Here is a 15,774-nt window from a genome sequence, read left to right on the forward strand (position 1 = left end):
AATCTCTTAGTCAATCAAGGGGCGCATTTCAGTTGCGGCGCGGGTTCGGGCGTGGGTTTGCCAGGCTCGGTGGGCTCTTCAGGCGAGCCTGTGTTACCCGAGCTATCGGTGTCGCTGCCACCACCGCAGGCAGCCAGCAGGCCGCAGAACATCAACAAGACGGATGCGCGTTTTAGGCGCTCAAAGGTGAGTGAAGCGTTCTTGGAAGTCATAAATAGTCCTTGCTTGGCGATCAGGGTTGGAGGCTGGACAGAGGCTGGCGGGATTCGTAAATGCTGGTCAGTTCGTCCGTGCTCAGGGCGCGGTCCCACATGGCCAGTTCGCCAAAGTCCATATTGATGTCGTTGCGTCCCCAGCGTTTGTAGTACTGGCCGGTAACGTCTTCGTTCAAGCCCAGTTCGCCCGTGCCGGTGCCCCCCAGGGCTTGCAAAGTGCGGGCTTCCAGAGCCACCGAGCCAAACTGCGCGCCTTTTTTGGGGTCAAACACGTGGCCCAGCATCTTGCCTTGGGCCTTGTCGATGACGACGGCTACATAGGCCCATTCGTCGGGGGTGATGTTGTAGCCCTGGCTCTCGTTGCGGCCGCCACCGTAGCCCGTGTTAAAGCGGATGTCGCAGCCGTTGGCGTTAAATAGGCCCAATGCAAAACCGGGGTTGTTGCCCGAGTCATAGTTCTTGTTGGCCATGATGGAGGCGCCATAGCCGTGGCAGTTGTTGGCAGTGCGCAGCCAAAAACCAATCGTCATTTGCTGCACGCTGCTCAGAGTGAACAGATTGCGGCTCATGGACAGGCGGTAACCACGGTTGCCGTTGCCATCGACATTGCTGCCCATGATGCGCAGCCCACCCTTGGGTGTGCTGGGGTCCAGGAAGTCAGCGGCAATCAACTGGCCGGCCGGCACGGCAGGGGTCGAGGTTTGCAGTGTGCTGCCACCTTTGGCGTCGGTAAAGGGCTGGCTATTGAAGGTGTAATAGCTGAGCAGGCCGTTTTTCAGGGTGTCAGCCAGCTTGGGTGGGGGCTGGTAGCCTACATCGGCTTTCAGGGTCGAGGCCGCCTTGCCCACCTGGACCGAGTAATACAGGGAGTAGGTTTGCGCGGTATCGGAGGCAGGCAGTGGATCGGAGTACTGGGTAGTGCCGGCAGGCAAGGTAGCGATCAGTTTGCCATCGCGCATGACCTGGATTTCTTGCGAGGCTTCGCCTTGCAGCACCCAGCTCAGGTCCACCATGTTCTTGTCGGCCGGTTTGCTGAAAACCAGATTGTGTACGCGGGTGTCGGCTTGCAGGGGCGAGCCACGGAAGCGGTATTGTTCGTTTTGCAGACCCAGGTGGGACAGGACGGTGGGCGCGATGTCAATGACGGCGGCCAGGGTGTTCATGTCCGTGCTGCTGGAGACTTGGCTGTCGATGGCAGGCAAGGAGGCCAGGGTTTTATTGGTAGCAATAAAGCTGGTCTTGTTGCGGTTAAATTGCGAGCCGGTGGTGCCGCCAAATTCGTCCAGGCCGTAGCTAGTGGTCAGGATGACCAGCCAGTCTTCCGACGCATCGGCCTGTGTGCGTTTGTCGATCAGGGCGAACAGCTTGTCCAGCGCAGCCAGGGAGTCGTTGACGGCCTGTTGGTAAGCCGGGCTACCCAGGCCTGCCTGATTGGCCGCACGGGCGGGGGCCTGGATTTGAGCCAGGATCAGAGATTTGCCTTCTTGCAGGTATTTCTGGGTTTGCTCGCTGACACAGCTATCAGAGTCGGTGCAGTTGGCCGCTTCGATGATGCGGCCTTCTTGCAGATCCTGACTCCACAGTGTGCGGTAGTCGGCGGTACTCAAGGCCAGGGCGGCCTGGGTTGGTTTGGAGGTCTGGGCGACCAAGGTGGGGCTATTGAGTTTGGTGTCTTCTTGGCCGACACCGCGCAGGCCGTGCTCGTCTGCCCAGACGCCGGTAATCAGGGAGGCCCAGCCAGGCAGTGGCAGGGTGCGTTGTTCGCTGGCAGTGCCTGCGTAGCCACCGGTTTGTGCGGGGGCAATGGTCAGGTTTTTCAGGGCAGGGTGCTGGCCTGCTTGACGGGCTTGCAGCAGGGCTTCGTAGCTTAAGCCGTCGAGAGTGACGATCAGGGCTTTTTTGCCGCCCAGCGCCTGGGGTTTGTCGCCGGGCTCTACGGTAGGGGTTTCGGGATTGGTGCCAGGGTTAGCTGGGCCATCATTACCACCGGAGCCGCTGCCGCAGGCGGTCAGCAGCAGCGCCAGGGACAGAGAGAGTCCGGCTTGTTGCAGGCGCTGCACGGTGGGGGATTTTTGGGGACGGGAGGTCAAGGTCATACAGCCACTCAAGGAGAGAAGGTGGAAAGAGAGGCCGGACTGTGCATGAGGGTGGGCTGCCCAGTCGGCATCGGATCAGGACTGCGGGCAGTGTAGGAAGGGCGTGTGACTGCCCTGTGAACGGATCAGAAAATCCGCCGATGATTGGATTGTGTTTTATGTGAAGGGTGGGGCGGGGAGGGGATCAGCGGGGCTCACAGCCTGGCTGGCTGCGGCTTGGCAGGCATATGACGGTGTGATGGATGGTTTGTTACGGTGGGGCAGTTTGGCGGGGCTGTAAGTGATTTTTATCTTTTAAGTAGCAAATTTAAGGTGGGTGATGGGTTTGAGTTGTAGTTTTTATCACTCTTCGTAGGTCGCCACTCGGGGCCTCGGAGCAGGGGGCGGAAGCGGACAACTTGCCGACGCGGCGGAGAGTGTCGGAAATTTTGTGTTCGAGCCTATGATTGTCTTGAAGGAGACAAGCGATGACACAAGAGCATAAGAAGGCACCCAGAGGTATGGTCTGAGTCAGGGATGGCTCGGGGTTTGGCGCGGCGCTGGCTGGCGTCACTCTCGGGGAGTTTGTTGTTGCTTTGTGCTAGTCCGCGACGATAGGGCGTGTTCCGGCTTGCGTCGGGAATGTCAGCATGGTGGGTTCTGCCAGTCCTGTCAGTGCTCGGATGACTTGTCGCGCTTGCTCCATGGGGGCGCTGCTGATGAAGGCGCTGTTGCCTGCTTGAGCCTGTGTGTTCAGGCAGTTAGCTTGTTCCAGGCGGCGGTGGACTTGAGCGGCGACCGCGAAGGAGGGTTCCAGGATATGGAAGCGCGAGCCACTGATGGATTCGATGGTGGGGCGCAGGAAGGGGTAGTGGGTACAACCCAGCACGAGTGCGTCGGCCTGGCTTTGCAGGGCAGGGGCCAGGCGGGCGCGCAGCTCTGCTTCGATTTCCGGGCCGCTTAACTGCAGGGCTTCGACGCGGTCGGCCAGGCCGGGGCAGGGGATACGGATGACTTCCACGTCGCTGGCGTAGCGTTCGATCAGGCTTTGCAGGCCGCCGCTGTCCAAGGTGCGACTGGTGGCCATCAGGGCGATGCTGCGGCTGCGACTCAGGGCAGCAGCGGGTTTGATAGCGGGTTCGATGGCGATAATGGGGATGCTTAGCGTGTCGCGCAAGGCCTGGGCTGCCACCAGGGTGGCGGTGTTGCAGGCGATGACCAGTGCTTTGCAGCCTTGGTTGACCAGCAACTGTGTCATGCACAGGGTGCGCTCAATGATCCATTCCGGGGAACGGTCGCCGTACGGGGCGCATTGTGAGTCGGCCAGATACAGCAGGTTTTCGTTTGGCAAGGACTGGCGCAGGGCGCGCCAGATGGACAGACCGCCCACACCCGAGTCAAACAGGCCGATGGGAGCCTGAGCAAAGGTAGGTGTTGTGGGAGAACTCATGGCGCTGAATATTTCTTGTGGAGCAAAGCTCGTATTATGGCGCGTTTGTGGATCTTGGAGCCGGTTACAGGGGCTGCTTGGGTAGAAAGTTAAGGTTTCCAGTTGCAACGAGTGGAGCTGATTTAGGGCGGCCCAAGATAGGCCGCCCTTTTGGGTTGCTTAAGCCAGTTGCTTCAGGACGCCACCGACGGCATCGAATAATGAATCAAGCTGGGCGTGTGTGGTGGTGAAGGCGGGGCCAAATTGCAGGGTGTCGCCACCAAAGCGTACGTAAAAGCCTTGTTTCCACAGCTGTAGGCCGGCTTCAAAGGGACGGATGGTGGGGTCACCGTTACGCGGGGCCAGTTGGATGGCACCTGCCAAGCCACAGTTGCGGATGTCGATCACATTCGGGCTATTGCGCAACTGGTGCAGGGCCTGCTCAAAATGCGGGGCCAGTTCGGCAGAACGTTGCAGCAGGTTGTCCTGTTCCAGCAACTCCAGGGCAGCCAGTCCGGCGGCGCAGGCGACAGGGTGGGCGGAGTAGGTGTGGCCGTGGCTGAACTCCACGGTGTGTAGTGGCAGGTCCTGGCCCATGAAGGTTTGGTAGATTTCTTTGCTGGCAATGACCGCACCCATGGGAATGGCACCGTTGGTCAGCTGCTTGGCCATGGTCATGATGTCGGGGGTGACGCCAAAGTAATCGGCTCCGGTGTAGGTGCCCAGGCGGCCCAGTCCAGTGATGACTTCATCAAAGACCAGCAGGATGTTGTGCTGATCGCAAATCTGGCGCAGGCGTTGCAGATAGCCGGTAGGGGGCACCAGTACGCCTGCCGAGCCCGAGACGGGTTCGACAAAAACGGCGGCAATGGTGCTGGCGTCGTGCAGTTCGATCAGCTTCAGTAGTTCGTCGGCCAGGGTAAGGCCCCCTGTTTCGGGTTGGCCGCGTGTGAAGGCGCAATCGGCTTGCAGCACGTGGGGCAGGTGGTCGGCATCCATCAACTGACCGAACATTTTGCGGTTGCCGCCGATACCGCCCAGGCTGGTACCGGCCACATTCACGCCGTGGTAGCCACGAGCGCGGCCAATCAGACGGGTTTTTGTTGCCTGGCCTTTGATGCGCCAGTAGGCTCGTACCATCTTTACGACGGTGTCGGTGCATTCAGAACCGGAGTTGGTGAAGAAAACATGATCCAGACCGTCGGGGGTGCGCTGGGTTAGTTTGTCGGCCAGTTGAAACGCGGTGGGATGTCCAAACTGAAAGGCGGGAGAATAGTCCAGTTGTCCGAGTTGGCGATGCACGGCGGCCTGGATTTCATGACGGGCGTGTCCAGCCCCGCAAGTCCAAAGCCCGGACAGGCCGTCAAAAATCTGGCGACCCTCCTGGTCATACAGCCAGTTGCCTTCGGCTTTGACGACCAGACGCGGGTCCTGCTGGAATTGTCGGTTCGCGGTAAAGGGCATCCAGTGGGACTGGAGATTGAGTTCACTGGCAATCTGCTGTGGCGCAAAGTAGGGTGAGTTCATGTTTGTCTCCTCAAGGCGGTGAATACCCTCAGTGTAGAGAGCTAAGTTGTTGAGTAAAATACGTTTTTATTTAACTTTACTTATTGTTTTATTTACCTATATGCAGCTCAAAGGACTGTTGCAGGTTTCCGATTTTGATTTGCGTCTGCTGCGTGTGTTCAGAACGGTGGCGCAAGTGGGCAGCTTTTCGGCAGCGGAAGGTGTGCTGGGGATTACGCGCTCGGCCATCAGCCTGCATATGAGCGATTTGGAAAAGCGCCTGGGCGGAATCCGCTTGTGCCAGCGCGGTAGGGCCGGTTTTGCTTTGACGGAGGAAGGGCGGCAAGTATTGCGGGCCAGTGAAACCTTGATGGCTGCGGTGGAGAATTTTCGCAGTGAAGTGAACCAGCTGCATTCCAGCTTGCGGGGAGATTTGAATATAGGCTTGATGAATAGCCTGATCTCGCAGCCTCATATGCACATCACCTCCGCTTTGCGTGCCTTGCGGCAAAACAGCGAGGCGGTGCGTGTGCATATCAGCATGAGCACGCCAGGTGAAATTGAGCGCGGTTTATTGGATGGCCGTTTGCATATGGGTGTGCTGCCCGAAATTAATGCCTTGAGCGGGCTGGAGTATCGCACGCTGTATGCCGAGCCTTATTTTTTGTACTGCTCCTGGGAGCATCCTTTGTTTGCAGCGGTACAAAAAGGGGCAGTGTCTCAGGAAGCCTTGCGCCAGGCTGCGGCTATTGCGCCCGCTTATCGCATGAGCCCGGAGGCGATTGGACAGCATCAGGATTTGAATTGTGTCGCTACCGCCAGTGATCGGGAAGGAACCGCTTTTTTGATTTTGACGGGAGAGTACATCGGTTTCCTGCCTGAGCACGTGGCGGCTCGTTGGGTAGAGAAGGGCCAGATGATTGCGGTGGACCCACAGCAGCGTCAGTTTACGATTCCCTTGTCCTTGGCCATGCGCAAGGACAGACGTGCCCATGCGATTGTGGATTATTTTCTGGGCTTGCTCGATAGCGCGGTTCAACACTGACATGACCAGCACAGGCTGGACTTTGCTCATGGCGTTGAACCAGTGTGCTTAGACCGGCTCGGCACGGTGCCACAGCAAGGTGCCCACGCCTAGTTTGCCAGCCACCACGACGGGATCACGGGTAGACAGTTCCAGCGCGTCTTGGGTAAAGCGTGCCAGGCGTAGCTGGGGAACGCCCACCCAATCGGGGTACAGAGACATATCAACAAAGTGGGTGACGCATTGGGTCGCCTCGTCTACTTCAAACGTACCTGCATAGGCCAGGTACGTATCCAGTAGGGACTGACAACTGTCCTGTACCGTTCTGGTGCTGCTGCCCAGTTGTGCCCCCATATGGCCTGTTTCTGTGTAAATCAGTTGACCAATGGGGTTGGGCCCCAGCCCCGGATAGCGGGGCGAGCCATCTGCTGGAACAAACTCAAAGGACTGCAATTGCCAGACACCGATCAGCTTGTTACGTAAGGTGTAGGCCATCAAAAACTCCTGAACAGACAGTGTGCTTGCGTGTGTAACTGCGCGATCATGCTGTCTTTTCTTTTGTCATTCAATAAGCTGCCAATTTTTATTTTCTATCGTCAGGCGCTACGTGCCTTTACTTTTTAAGTGGCAATGGTCGGCATAAGTTACCCAGAATCTCCAAGGCCTGATCACTGTGTTCTGTCCAGGGGTGGCCAAAGTTAAGACGCAGGCAATGGCTGTAATTCTGGGTGGTTGAAAAGATGGAACCCGGCGCCAGACTGATGCCCTGGGACAGGGCCTGACGATGTAATTCCAGGGTCTGCACGCTTTGTTCCAGTTCTACCCACAGGAAGTAGCCGCCTTCGGGGCGGGTGGCCCGCGTGCCTGCGGGGAAGTAGCGTCCCAAGGCTTTGGAGAACTGCGCATACTGGTTTTTTAACTGGGTACGCAAACGGCGCAGATGCTGGTCGTACGCGCCTTTTTCCAGATAGCTGGCCAAGGCTAGTTGCGTGGGCACGGGGGAGGTCAGGGTGGTGGTCAGCTTGGCTTGGGCGACTTCGCGTATATAGCGTCCCGGGACGGCCCAGCCGATGCGGTAACCGGGTGCCAGGGTTTTGGAAAAAGAGGAGCAGTGCATCACCAGACCTTGACGGTCGAAGGCTTTGGCGGGACGAGGGCGTTCCGTGTCGAAGTACAACTCGCCATAGACATCGTCCTCGATCAAGGGAATTTCATAGCGGGCCAGCAGCTCGACCAGTTGGGCTTTTTTAGTGTCGGGCATCAGGCTGCCCAGCGGATTCTGGAAATTGGTCATCAGCCAGCAGGCTTTGGGGGCGTGTTGCTTGATGGCGTGCTCCAGCGCTTCCAGATCAATGCCTTCACGCGGGTGGGTGGGCACTTCTAGGGCCTGCAGCTTCATGCGTTCCAGCGATTGCAGGGCGGCATAAAAGGTGGGTGACTCCACCAGCACAATGTCACCCGGTTGAGTCACTGCAGCCAGACAGAGGTTCAGTGCTTCCAGAGCCCCGTTGGTAATCACAATATCGTTGGCATTGATGGCCATGCCTTGAGCCAGGTAACGCAAGGCAATCTGGCGGCGCAAGGGAGCGTGGCCCTGGGTCAGGTCATCCACGCTGGCCCAAGGGTCTTGCTGTTTCAGACTGGCGGACAAGAAGCGCCCAAGCCGTTCCAGAGGGAAGAGCAGGGGGCTGGGAAATGCGGATCCAAAGGGGGCTACGGAGCGCTCGGAGCTGGATTGCAAGATCGCCATGATCAGGTCGCTATTGTTGACGCTGGTCGCTTGCAGAGGGGGTTGGGAGGCTGTATCTGCCTCCAGCGTATGAGGAGCCAGACTGGAGCACACGTAATAGCCTGAACGCGGTCGCGCCTTGATTAAGCCTTGTGCTTCCAGTCGGTAATAGGCCTGGAAAATCGTCGAGGCACTGATCTTGTGCTTATCCATCAATTGACGCACAGAGGGCATGCGCTCGCCTGCCGCTACGGTGCCGTCAAGAATGGCCTGGGCCAGTTCCTTGGCCAGCGTCTCGTACAGTTTCATGCTGCTCTGTGCTCCATCTGATACGGTAATTTTAATAAATGTGGTTTTTTTATTATCTGATGGGTATGCCGGTAAATACAAGCAAGTCGCGGTTTACACGGCTTTCAAGCCAACTGATAGGGTTTTTTAAGCATTAACTGATTCTTGGAATGCACTGTGCCGACGGGTAGCCTTGCCGGGTGTTTTCGTCCGTGCCCGTGTGGGCGGCGGGCCTATCTACTCAGAGGAATACCATGAACCCGACGGCGCTTTTGCTTGCCGCATTCATCCTGTCGATTGCCGGGCTTTTTGCCTTTATCTGGTCCTTGCGCAAGGGCCTGTTCGATGCTGACGTCAGTGGTGCACGCACTATTTTTCACAAGGGCGAAATCGGCCAGCCCGAAGAACCCTCTGCCGGTGATGCCCAACGGCAGGCGTTGAGTCTGGCTGCTGCCGACCATCTGGCAGAAAATCATGGCCAACAAGCCAGTGCCATTGAAATGGCTGCACGTGAGCAGGCTGACCGTTCCAGTTCCTTGCCTGCTTTTTTGCTGATTGTCTGTGCGGTGGTCTGGCTGGTGGTGGCTTCGTTTGCGGGGCTGATCAGCTCCTTGAAGCTGCACTGGCCCGAGTTTCTGGGGGATGTGTCCTGGTTGAGCTTTGGCCGTTTACGCACGATTCACCTGAACGGCGTGGCCTATGGTTGGGCGCCTATGGGCTTGCTGGGCCTGACCATCTGGATGCTGCCGCGCTTGCTGCAAACTCCCTTATTGGGTGGCCGTTTGGTGATGGTGGGCGGCCTGGTCTGGAACGCCGCCTTGGTGGCTGGGATGGGCGCGCTGGCCATTGGCTTGAATGCGGGCCTGGAGTGGCTGGAGATCCCTTGGCAAATTGGCGTGTTGTTTGCCTTTGGCGGCATGATGATTGGTATGCCGCTGGCCTTGATGCTCTCGCAACGCAAGGTCAAGCACTTATACGTGTCGGTTTGGTATATCGGTGCGGCGCTGTTCTGGTTCCCCATTCTGTATCTGGTGGCCAAGGTTCCTGGCGTGCACTTCGGGGTGGAGCAAGCCACCATGAACTGGTGGTTCGGGCATAACGTATTGGGCTTGTTCTACACCCCCATGTCGATTGCCGCCATTTACTATTTCCTGCCTAAAGTCATCGGGCGGCCCGTGCGCTCCTATAACTTGTCGCTGCTGGGATTCTGGACGCTGGCGTTTTTCTACGGACAGGTGGGGGCGCACCATCTGATTGGTGGTCCTATTCCTGAATGGCTGATTACCCTGTCCATCGTTCAAAGCATGATGATGGTGATTCCGGTGCTGGCCTTTTCGGCTAACCAGCACTTGACGCTGAAAGGTCATTTCAGTGCGCTGCGTCACTCGCCTGTTCTGCGTTTCATTGTCTTTGGCGCCATGATGTACACCGTCGCGTCTCTGCAAGGTTCTGCTGAAGCGCTGCGTTCGCTGAACTCCATTACTCACTTTACGCACTTTACGGTGGCACACGCTCATCTGGGTATGTACGGCTTTGTGACCATGGTGATTTTTGGTGGCGTGTACTTTGCCTTGCCACGCATTCTGAATACCGCCTGGCCTCGTCCCGCCTTGATCTCCTGGCACTTCTGGTTGGTGGTGGCTGGTTTTGCTGTCTACATGATCACGCTCAGCATTGGTGGCGTGCTGCAAGGCTTGGCCCTGCTGGATCCTGCGCGTGGCTTTATGGAATCGGTGGCGGTCACCATGCCGTGGCTGCAAGGTCGTTCCATTGGCGGCGCCATGATGACGCTGGGCCATCTGGTTTTCGCCCTGCACGTATTGCTGATGATTGTGAAGTCGGGTGCGTTTGCCTTGACCGAGTCCCGCTCGGCTCCTGTGCGCCGCATCGCTGAGCTGGAGGTTTAAGGTCATGGAAAACGAATTGAAGTTGATTATCGGGTCCATGGTGACTTTGTCCTTGGCAACGGCGGCCATGATTGTGGTGCCCTTTTTGCAACTGAAGGACGAGCCTGCCCCGGAAGGCTTGTCACCCTATACCAGTCAGGAAATACGGGGGCGGGCGGTGTATCGGGGCAATGGCTGCATTACTTGTCACACGCAGCAGCCCAGCACCACGGGTGCGGGTGTAGCCGATGCCAGCCGTGGTTGGGGGCGCGCTTCGGTCGCGGGGGATTATCACTACGACGATCCGCCTTTGCTGGGCACCATGCGTACCGGGCCGGATTTGTTCAATATTGGCGTGCGTCAGCCTAGTCAGGATTGGCATCTGGGCCATTTGTACGATCCACGCGCATACTCGCCGGGTAGCAATATGCCTCCCTATCGTTTCTTGTTTGAAGCCAAGAGTCCAGATCAGGTGCAGCCCGATGAGCGCGTCGTGAGTCTGCCGCCGGGTGTGGCACCGGAGGGCAAGGTGGTGGTGGCCCGTCCGGAGGCCTTGGATCTGGTGGTGTATTTGCAATCGCTCAAGCATGTGTATCCGATCTTGAGTGCGGATGCAGTGGGAGGTGAGGAATGAGTCGCCCTGTGCAAAGTCGTCAAAGCGAGAATGCGGATCCTCACGAGCAATACAACCCGGTTCCGCGCGTTGTGATTCTGGTGGTTTTGGCTTTGCTGGCTTGGGCGGTGTATTACATCGTGTCAGCTCAGCCTAACAGCTCTCCTCGCCTGGGGGATCAACGACCGTTGGCTGTGTTGGCTCCCGCTCCTGCCAGTGCGTCTGCGGACGGCAAGCAGTTGTATGCCAATGCCTGTGTAGCGTGTCACCAGGCGACGGGACAAGGTTTGTCAGGGGTGTTTCCGCCTTTGGCTGACTCTGAATGGGTGAAGGGAGAACCCAAGGTGCTGGCGCAATTGGTGCTGCATGGGATTACCGGGCCTATTACGGTGAAAGGTCAGGAATATCAGGGGGCGATGCCTGCGTTTGCAGAACAATTCAGTGATGCGGAGCTGGCGGCTGTGTTGAGCTTTATTCGCCATGAGTGGGGAAATGAGGTGGATGCTATCACTCCCGAGCTGGTTGCCCAGGCACGCACGGCCAGTGCTGATCGTAGTCAACCCTGGCAAGGGGAGAAGGAATTGCAGGACTGGATTGCGGCGCAGTGAGACGGCTGGGATGAGTTCTTCTGGAATTAATAATTAGAAGCACGTTTTGAAACGGTAGCCCGCCGGGAACAGGCCCCCGGCTTTTGAACCGATATCTCGCCCGACCCCAGGGTTGGAGATGTCGGTTTTTTTTGTTGGGTGTCTCGGTGTGGGGACGCCGCTTGGGGGCTGGGTCCAGGGGGGGCTTGACTACTTGCCGATGCTGCGCATCGGTGCCCTTGTCGATTCTGATATCCGGGCGCCCTGTGAACTCGCCCGGTGATTGGTCCCCTGGACCAATCACAAGCGTCGGGCTCAAGCAGCACAGGGCTTGCATCCCGGATATCAGAACCGCCTGCGGCAAGCAGTCTGAATCGCCCACCCCCCTGGCCCCGGCCCCCAAGCGGCTCAAAACAGAGAAATATAGAAAAACCGATTTGTGGCGGGAGAAAGTGCTGGTTGTATAGGAGACAGGGGGCTTTTTAGAGTTCCTTGGCTTGGCGCTTGGTGGGCTTAGGGCTTGTTGTTGGCCAAGTTGTTGAGATGGATTGAAGGGCTACTGCCATTGAGCGCAGTGAGGCCAGTTGAAAAAGCCCAAAAGCAATCATCAATGATGATCAGCATGCTTTCAGTACTCACACGTTAATGACTGGCATCTATTTGTATGTAGCGAGAACACGTAAGTCAGGGGCTTTTAGAGGGGGCTTTGAGGGTTGCGCTTAAAAATAGAGACCAGGCATTGAAATCTGTCTTTGGGCATCTAGATCTTGGAAGCAAACCAGCTTGAATCGTGGATATGCATCACTGTGAACCACTTGGGTCCCTCTACAGGGATTGGGCGGATCAGAGTACTTGCCGCGGTCAGGAGATAGCGTAGAGGTTCAAGCATCCTGCTGTTTGAGCCGGACGCTTGTACTTGGTCCGGGGGACCAAGTACCCGGCGAGTTCAGGATGCGCCCGTAGCTATCTCCTGACAAGGGCACCGGTGCGCAGCACCGACAAGTTCTCAGCCCAATCCCTGTAGAGGGACCCAAGTGGTGGCTTCACGGAGACCGTTTTCATCATTCAAAGGCCGATTTAACTCTCCGTGAAACCCCACTTATTAAAAACAGACTTACGCCGCCTTCTTCCGTAATGTCAGCCACAGACCCGCCAAGATAGCCACCAGTCCCAACCCCGCGCGAGCCGCCAAGGTATTGCCCAGAATCAGGAAATCCAATCCGGCTGTCACCACAGGAACCAGATAAAACAGGCTAGTGACATTGACCAGATTCCCGCTGCGAATCATGCGATACAGCAGCAACTGGGCCAGCACGGAAATCACCAGGCCAAGCCAAATAACAGGCCCCCAAAAGCCCAAGGTGTTCTCCCAGCGGATGTCTTGCCCCAAACCCAGAGACACCAGAATAAACAAGCCCAAAGACAAAGAGTATTGCAAAGGCATGCCCTGCAAAGCCCCCACAGGCTGGCGCTTTTGAACAATCGTCCCGACAGTAATGCTTAACAAAGCCGCAATGGCAAACACCAGACCCGTTACGGACAAACGGCTGACAATCAGGCTTTGATACACCACCAGAATCAGCCCGGTCAGCGACAGGGCCAAACCGGCTACACGGGTCAGGGAAAAACGCCGCTCGGTCAAGGCCAAGGTCAGAATCGGTTGTACACCCAGGATCGTTGCCAGCAGACCGGGCGTGATTCCCTGGGCCAGAGTTTCAAAATAGAAAAAGGAATACAGCCCGATCATCAGCAAACCGCTGATAGCCGGCAGCAGACGTTGCCCTTTGGGCGGTAGCCAGCCGCCATTGAAGTGCCCCAGCATAACCACCATAGGCAGGGCGATGGCAAAACGCAGGATCAGCATGGCCATAACCGAGCCATGGTCCAAACCGATACGAGTGAAAATACCCGCGCTGCCCCAAAGCAGCACGAACAAGGCAATAGCACCCCCTTGGGCGCGAGAAGAAGAAATCATGATCGTTCTTTATCTGTCTAAATAAATGAGACTTGTCTGCAAAGACATTCCAGGCGTATCAACCGCGCAGGAAAAGAAAAAGGGTCTTAGGAGCAGACGCTGTAGACGCGTGTGTCGACGACGACGTCGGACACGACTGCGGCTTGATCGACGACGCCTGGGGCGACGACAGTCAACAGCAAGACAGATGGGGGAGAGCCCGCCCGCAACGACGCGGCCCGCGACAGGGGCAGAGTGCTTAGCAAAGAGGATGCGGGGCGGTTCATGAAATAAGAATCAGATCGTTAAATCGATGGAGCACTTTAGCATGAAATGTATTTGGTACGTCAATCGTCAGCCGCTAGGGTAATCGCTAGTACAGACGATCGTCCGGGCTATGTAAGAATTGCATCGATCGCGATTTCAGATCGCTGAGACATTTCCGAATAGACACGACATCCGCTGCCAATGCTGCCAGCGCCGATGCTGGGCAAAGAAGCCCGGACCGGTTCATTGTTTGAACCGGTCCGGGCTTTTTTGTTTGCCTGAAATCAATTCGACCTTGTAATTAGGCTGCGAACTATTCGGACCATGCCTGCCGGCAATACGCCATCGCGATACACGGAGCTCATGCAGCACCAGGAGTTTCTGGTGCCAGCCAGGCCGGGATCGTCACCTTGTTTTGGAGGCTTATGCCATGTTGGGTGTTGCGCTTTTCTTTATTGGGGCTGTGCTGATTGTCAATGGCGTGGGTTTGACTGGACGTATTGAAAGTCGAGATCTGGCCCCCTTTAATTTACTGGTGGGTTTGTTGGCCTTGTTCATCAATTTGCTGGGCCTGCAGCGTGGTGAGCAAATGGCGGATTATTTCGCCGCTGCCGGCGGGCTGCTGTTTGCCTTTACCTACCTGTATCTGGCCGTGGTGCAGTGGTATGGCCTGAAAGGGGCGGGCTTTGGTTGGTATTGCTTGTTTGTTGCCGTCAGTGCCTTGGCCTTTGCCGGATCTGCCAGTGATCCGCGTTTGATCGCCATGTGGCTTTTGTGGTCCAGCCTGTGGTTCCTGTTTTTTGTGGCCCTGGGGCTGGGACGGTCCTTGCGTATTTTGCCCGCGTACACCGTCCTGATCGGAGCGCTGACTTGCTGGTTGCCCGGGACCCTGATCCTGATGGATGCCTGGTAGTTTTCATAGGGGTGCAAGCGTGGTGGGGGGCCAGATTCAAGCCGTTTTTTGGAGTAACCTGATGCTCGCTTGTCGTGTTTACTGGCAGGTCCGTTGACCTGCACCCCTACCATGCTAGACAGGAGATGGACTTTGGCTCACAACGAACCCGTACGCGTCGGCGTTCTTTATTCCGCAACCGGCATGACCTCTACCATTGGTCAGTCGCAATGGCAGGGCGCCAAACTGGCGATTGAGGAAATCAACGAGGCCGGTGGCCTGCTCGGGCGCGAGCTGGTGGCAGTGTGCTACGACCCAGCGTCCAAGCCCACTTTATACGCTGAACAGGCCGAGCGGCTGATTGTGCAGGATCGCGTCAATGTGATCTTTGGTTGCTATATGTCCAGCAGCCGCAAGGCTGTGATCCCGATTGTGGAGAAGTGGAACAAGCTGCTGTTTTATCCCACTCTGTACGAAGGTTTCGAGTTCTCCGGCAATGTGATCTATACCGGCGCCGCCCCCAATCAGAACAGTGTGCAGCTAGCGCATTTCATGACCAGCAATTTCGGCGCGCGGGTCTATATGATTGGCTCGGACTACATCTACCCCTACGAGTCCAACCGCATCATGCGCGAGCTGGTCATGCAGCATCCTGATAGCCAAGTGCTGGGTGAACACTATCTGCCCCTGGATGCCAGCGAGGTCGATTACAGCCGCATCATGCAAGATATACGCCAGAAACAGCCGGACTTTATCTTCTCCACCGTGGTGGGCGATTCCACGGCCAATCTGTACCGTGCCTATGCCAATGCGGGCTTCAATCCGCAGACCATGCCCATTGCCAGTCTGACGACCTCAGAGGCCGAGATCGCCCAGATGGGGGCCGATATTGCCTGTGGGCACTTTACCGCTGCACCGTACTTCCAATCCATCGAGTCGGCCGTCAATGCGCGTTGCCTGGCCAGTTTGCGCAAGCGTTTCGGGGCCGACTGCCACCCTAATCTGTGTTGGGAAGCGGCTTATTCGCAGATGCATTTGTTCGCCAATGCGTATCGGCAATCCGCCAGCGATGCGATCGGGGATTTGCTGCCCTACCTGCTGGGCAGCGAGCTGGATGCACCTCAGGGGCGGATCAAGATCGATCCTAATAATCACCACACATGGCTTTATCCTCGGATCGGACGCATCAATGCCGACGGCGAGTTTGTGATTGTGCGCCAGGCAACGCGCCCGGTCTCACCCGACCCCTATCTGGTCACCCATTCTTTGGGCGACTGGACTGCCAAGCTGGATACTTTGGAGACATAAA

The 15,774-nt window shown here is 57.1% G+C and carries 13 protein-coding genes; 6 read left to right on the plus strand and 7 right to left on the minus strand.

Annotation, left to right across the window (positions count from 1 at the left end):
* Nucleotides 1-14 precede the first annotated feature (14 nt).
* The 4 genes from LNA76_RS00290 to LNA76_RS00305 all read right to left on the minus strand — a co-directional run bounded on the left by LNA76_RS00290 (nucleotide 15) and on the right by LNA76_RS00305 (nucleotide 5,246).
* Nucleotides 15-212 (minus strand): hypothetical protein, encoded by a 198-nt coding sequence (locus LNA76_RS00290; protein ID WP_094197489.1) that lies wholly within the window; start codon nucleotides 210-212, stop codon nucleotides 15-17.
* A gap of 20 nt (nucleotides 213-232) precedes the next feature.
* A complete protein-coding gene (locus tag LNA76_RS00295) occupies nucleotides 233-2,311 on the minus strand; it encodes a LamG domain-containing protein (RefSeq protein WP_230017584.1) in 2,079 nt (692 codons plus the stop codon).
* A 580-nt stretch (nucleotides 2,312-2,891) separates the two neighbouring features.
* Nucleotides 2,892-3,740 carry a glutamate racemase gene (gene murI / locus LNA76_RS00300; RefSeq protein WP_230017585.1) on the minus strand — a complete coding sequence of 283 codons (849 nt, stop codon included), beginning with the start codon at nucleotides 3,738-3,740 and terminating at the stop codon, nucleotides 2,892-2,894.
* 159 nt (nucleotides 3,741-3,899) lie between these two features.
* The gene (locus LNA76_RS00305; protein WP_094197486.1) at nucleotides 3,900-5,246 is read right to left on the minus strand and encodes an aspartate aminotransferase family protein; all 1,347 of its coding nucleotides are present in this window, start codon (nucleotides 5,244-5,246) and stop codon (nucleotides 3,900-3,902) included.
* Nucleotides 5,247-5,346: 100 nt separating this feature from the next.
* Here LNA76_RS00305 and LNA76_RS00310 point away from each other — a divergent pair, with 100 nt between their 5' ends.
* Nucleotides 5,347-6,270 carry a LysR family transcriptional regulator gene (locus LNA76_RS00310; protein WP_108727853.1) on the plus strand — a complete coding sequence of 308 codons (924 nt, stop codon included), beginning with the start codon at nucleotides 5,347-5,349 and terminating at the stop codon, nucleotides 6,268-6,270.
* A 48-nt stretch (nucleotides 6,271-6,318) separates the two neighbouring features.
* Here the strand turns inward: LNA76_RS00310 and LNA76_RS00315 are convergent, their stop codons facing one another.
* Both LNA76_RS00315 and LNA76_RS00320 read right to left on the minus strand, forming a co-directional pair.
* Nucleotides 6,319-6,744, minus strand: coding sequence for a lipocalin-like domain-containing protein (locus LNA76_RS00315; protein ID WP_230017586.1), 426 nt, complete (start codon nucleotides 6,742-6,744; stop codon nucleotides 6,319-6,321).
* 118 nt (nucleotides 6,745-6,862) lie between these two features.
* Nucleotides 6,863-8,287 carry an aminotransferase-like domain-containing protein gene (locus LNA76_RS00320; RefSeq protein ID WP_125277657.1) on the minus strand — a complete coding sequence of 475 codons (1,425 nt, stop codon included), beginning with the start codon at nucleotides 8,285-8,287 and terminating at the stop codon, nucleotides 6,863-6,865.
* Nucleotides 8,288-8,520: 233 nt separating this feature from the next.
* Here LNA76_RS00320 and LNA76_RS00325 point away from each other — a divergent pair, with 233 nt between their 5' ends.
* Genes LNA76_RS00325 through LNA76_RS00335 form a run of 3 tightly spaced genes read left to right on the plus strand, consistent with a single transcriptional unit; the run spans nucleotide 8,521 to nucleotide 11,373 of the window.
* Nucleotides 8,521-10,173, plus strand: a complete 1,653-nt coding sequence (locus tag LNA76_RS00325) for a cbb3-type cytochrome c oxidase subunit I (protein ID WP_108727850.1) — start codon at nucleotides 8,521-8,523, stop codon at nucleotides 10,171-10,173.
* Between the two features lie 4 nt (nucleotides 10,174-10,177).
* The gene (locus LNA76_RS00330) at nucleotides 10,178-10,786 is read left to right on the plus strand and encodes a cbb3-type cytochrome c oxidase subunit II (RefSeq protein ID WP_094197481.1); all 609 of its coding nucleotides are present in this window, start codon (nucleotides 10,178-10,180) and stop codon (nucleotides 10,784-10,786) included.
* On the plus strand, nucleotides 10,783-11,373 hold the full coding sequence (locus LNA76_RS00335; protein WP_108727849.1) for a c-type cytochrome: 591 nt from the start codon (nucleotides 10,783-10,785) through the stop codon (nucleotides 11,371-11,373). Before LNA76_RS00330 ends, LNA76_RS00335 begins: the two co-directional genes overlap by 4 nt.
* Nucleotides 11,374-12,466: 1,093 nt before the next feature.
* Here the strand turns inward: LNA76_RS00335 and LNA76_RS00340 are convergent.
* Nucleotides 12,467-13,327, minus strand: coding sequence for a DMT family transporter (locus tag LNA76_RS00340; protein ID WP_230017587.1), 861 nt, complete (start codon nucleotides 13,325-13,327; stop codon nucleotides 12,467-12,469).
* Between the two features lie 676 nt (nucleotides 13,328-14,003).
* Between LNA76_RS00340 and LNA76_RS00345 the strand changes: the two genes are divergently transcribed.
* The gene (locus LNA76_RS00345; protein ID WP_094197477.1) at nucleotides 14,004-14,486 is read left to right on the plus strand and encodes an AmiS/UreI family transporter; all 483 of its coding nucleotides are present in this window, start codon (nucleotides 14,004-14,006) and stop codon (nucleotides 14,484-14,486) included.
* A 111-nt stretch (nucleotides 14,487-14,597) separates the two neighbouring features.
* Nucleotides 14,598-15,773, plus strand: coding sequence for a transporter substrate-binding domain-containing protein (locus LNA76_RS00350; protein WP_094197476.1), 1,176 nt, complete (start codon nucleotides 14,598-14,600; stop codon nucleotides 15,771-15,773).
* Nucleotide 15,774 lies beyond the last annotated feature (1 nt).

The organism is Alcaligenes sp. MMA, assembly GCF_020907215.1.
Lineage (GTDB): Bacteria > Pseudomonadota > Gammaproteobacteria > Burkholderiales > Burkholderiaceae_B > Alcaligenes > Alcaligenes aquatilis.

Coding starts and splice junctions, on each gene's coding strand:
- LNA76_RS00315 (WP_230017586.1), bottom strand. CDS start 6,744: ATGGCCTACACCTTACGTAACAAGCTGATCGGTGTCTGGCAATTGCAG.
- murI (WP_230017585.1), bottom strand. CDS start 3,740: ATGAGTTCTCCCACAACACCTACCTTTGCTCAGGCTCCCATCGGCCTG.
- LNA76_RS00330 (WP_094197481.1), top strand. CDS start 10,178: ATGGAAAACGAATTGAAGTTGATTATCGGGTCCATGGTGACTTTGTCC.
- LNA76_RS00325 (WP_108727850.1), top strand. CDS start 8,521: ATGAACCCGACGGCGCTTTTGCTTGCCGCATTCATCCTGTCGATTGCC.
- LNA76_RS00320 (WP_125277657.1), bottom strand. CDS start 8,287: ATGAAACTGTACGAGACGCTGGCCAAGGAACTGGCCCAGGCCATTCTT.
- LNA76_RS00350 (WP_094197476.1), top strand. CDS start 14,598: ATGCTAGACAGGAGATGGACTTTGGCTCACAACGAACCCGTACGCGTC.
- LNA76_RS00295 (WP_230017584.1), bottom strand. CDS start 2,311: ATGACCTTGACCTCCCGTCCCCAAAAATCCCCCACCGTGCAGCGCCTG.
- LNA76_RS00310 (WP_108727853.1), top strand. CDS start 5,347: ATGCAGCTCAAAGGACTGTTGCAGGTTTCCGATTTTGATTTGCGTCTG.
- LNA76_RS00340 (WP_230017587.1), bottom strand. CDS start 13,327: ATGATTTCTTCTTCTCGCGCCCAAGGGGGTGCTATTGCCTTGTTCGTG.
- LNA76_RS00305 (WP_094197486.1), bottom strand. CDS start 5,246: ATGAACTCACCCTACTTTGCGCCACAGCAGATTGCCAGTGAACTCAAT.
- LNA76_RS00345 (WP_094197477.1), top strand. CDS start 14,004: ATGTTGGGTGTTGCGCTTTTCTTTATTGGGGCTGTGCTGATTGTCAAT.
- LNA76_RS00290 (WP_094197489.1), bottom strand. CDS start 212: ATGACTTCCAAGAACGCTTCACTCACCTTTGAGCGCCTAAAACGCGCA.
- LNA76_RS00335 (WP_108727849.1), top strand. CDS start 10,783: ATGAGTCGCCCTGTGCAAAGTCGTCAAAGCGAGAATGCGGATCCTCAC.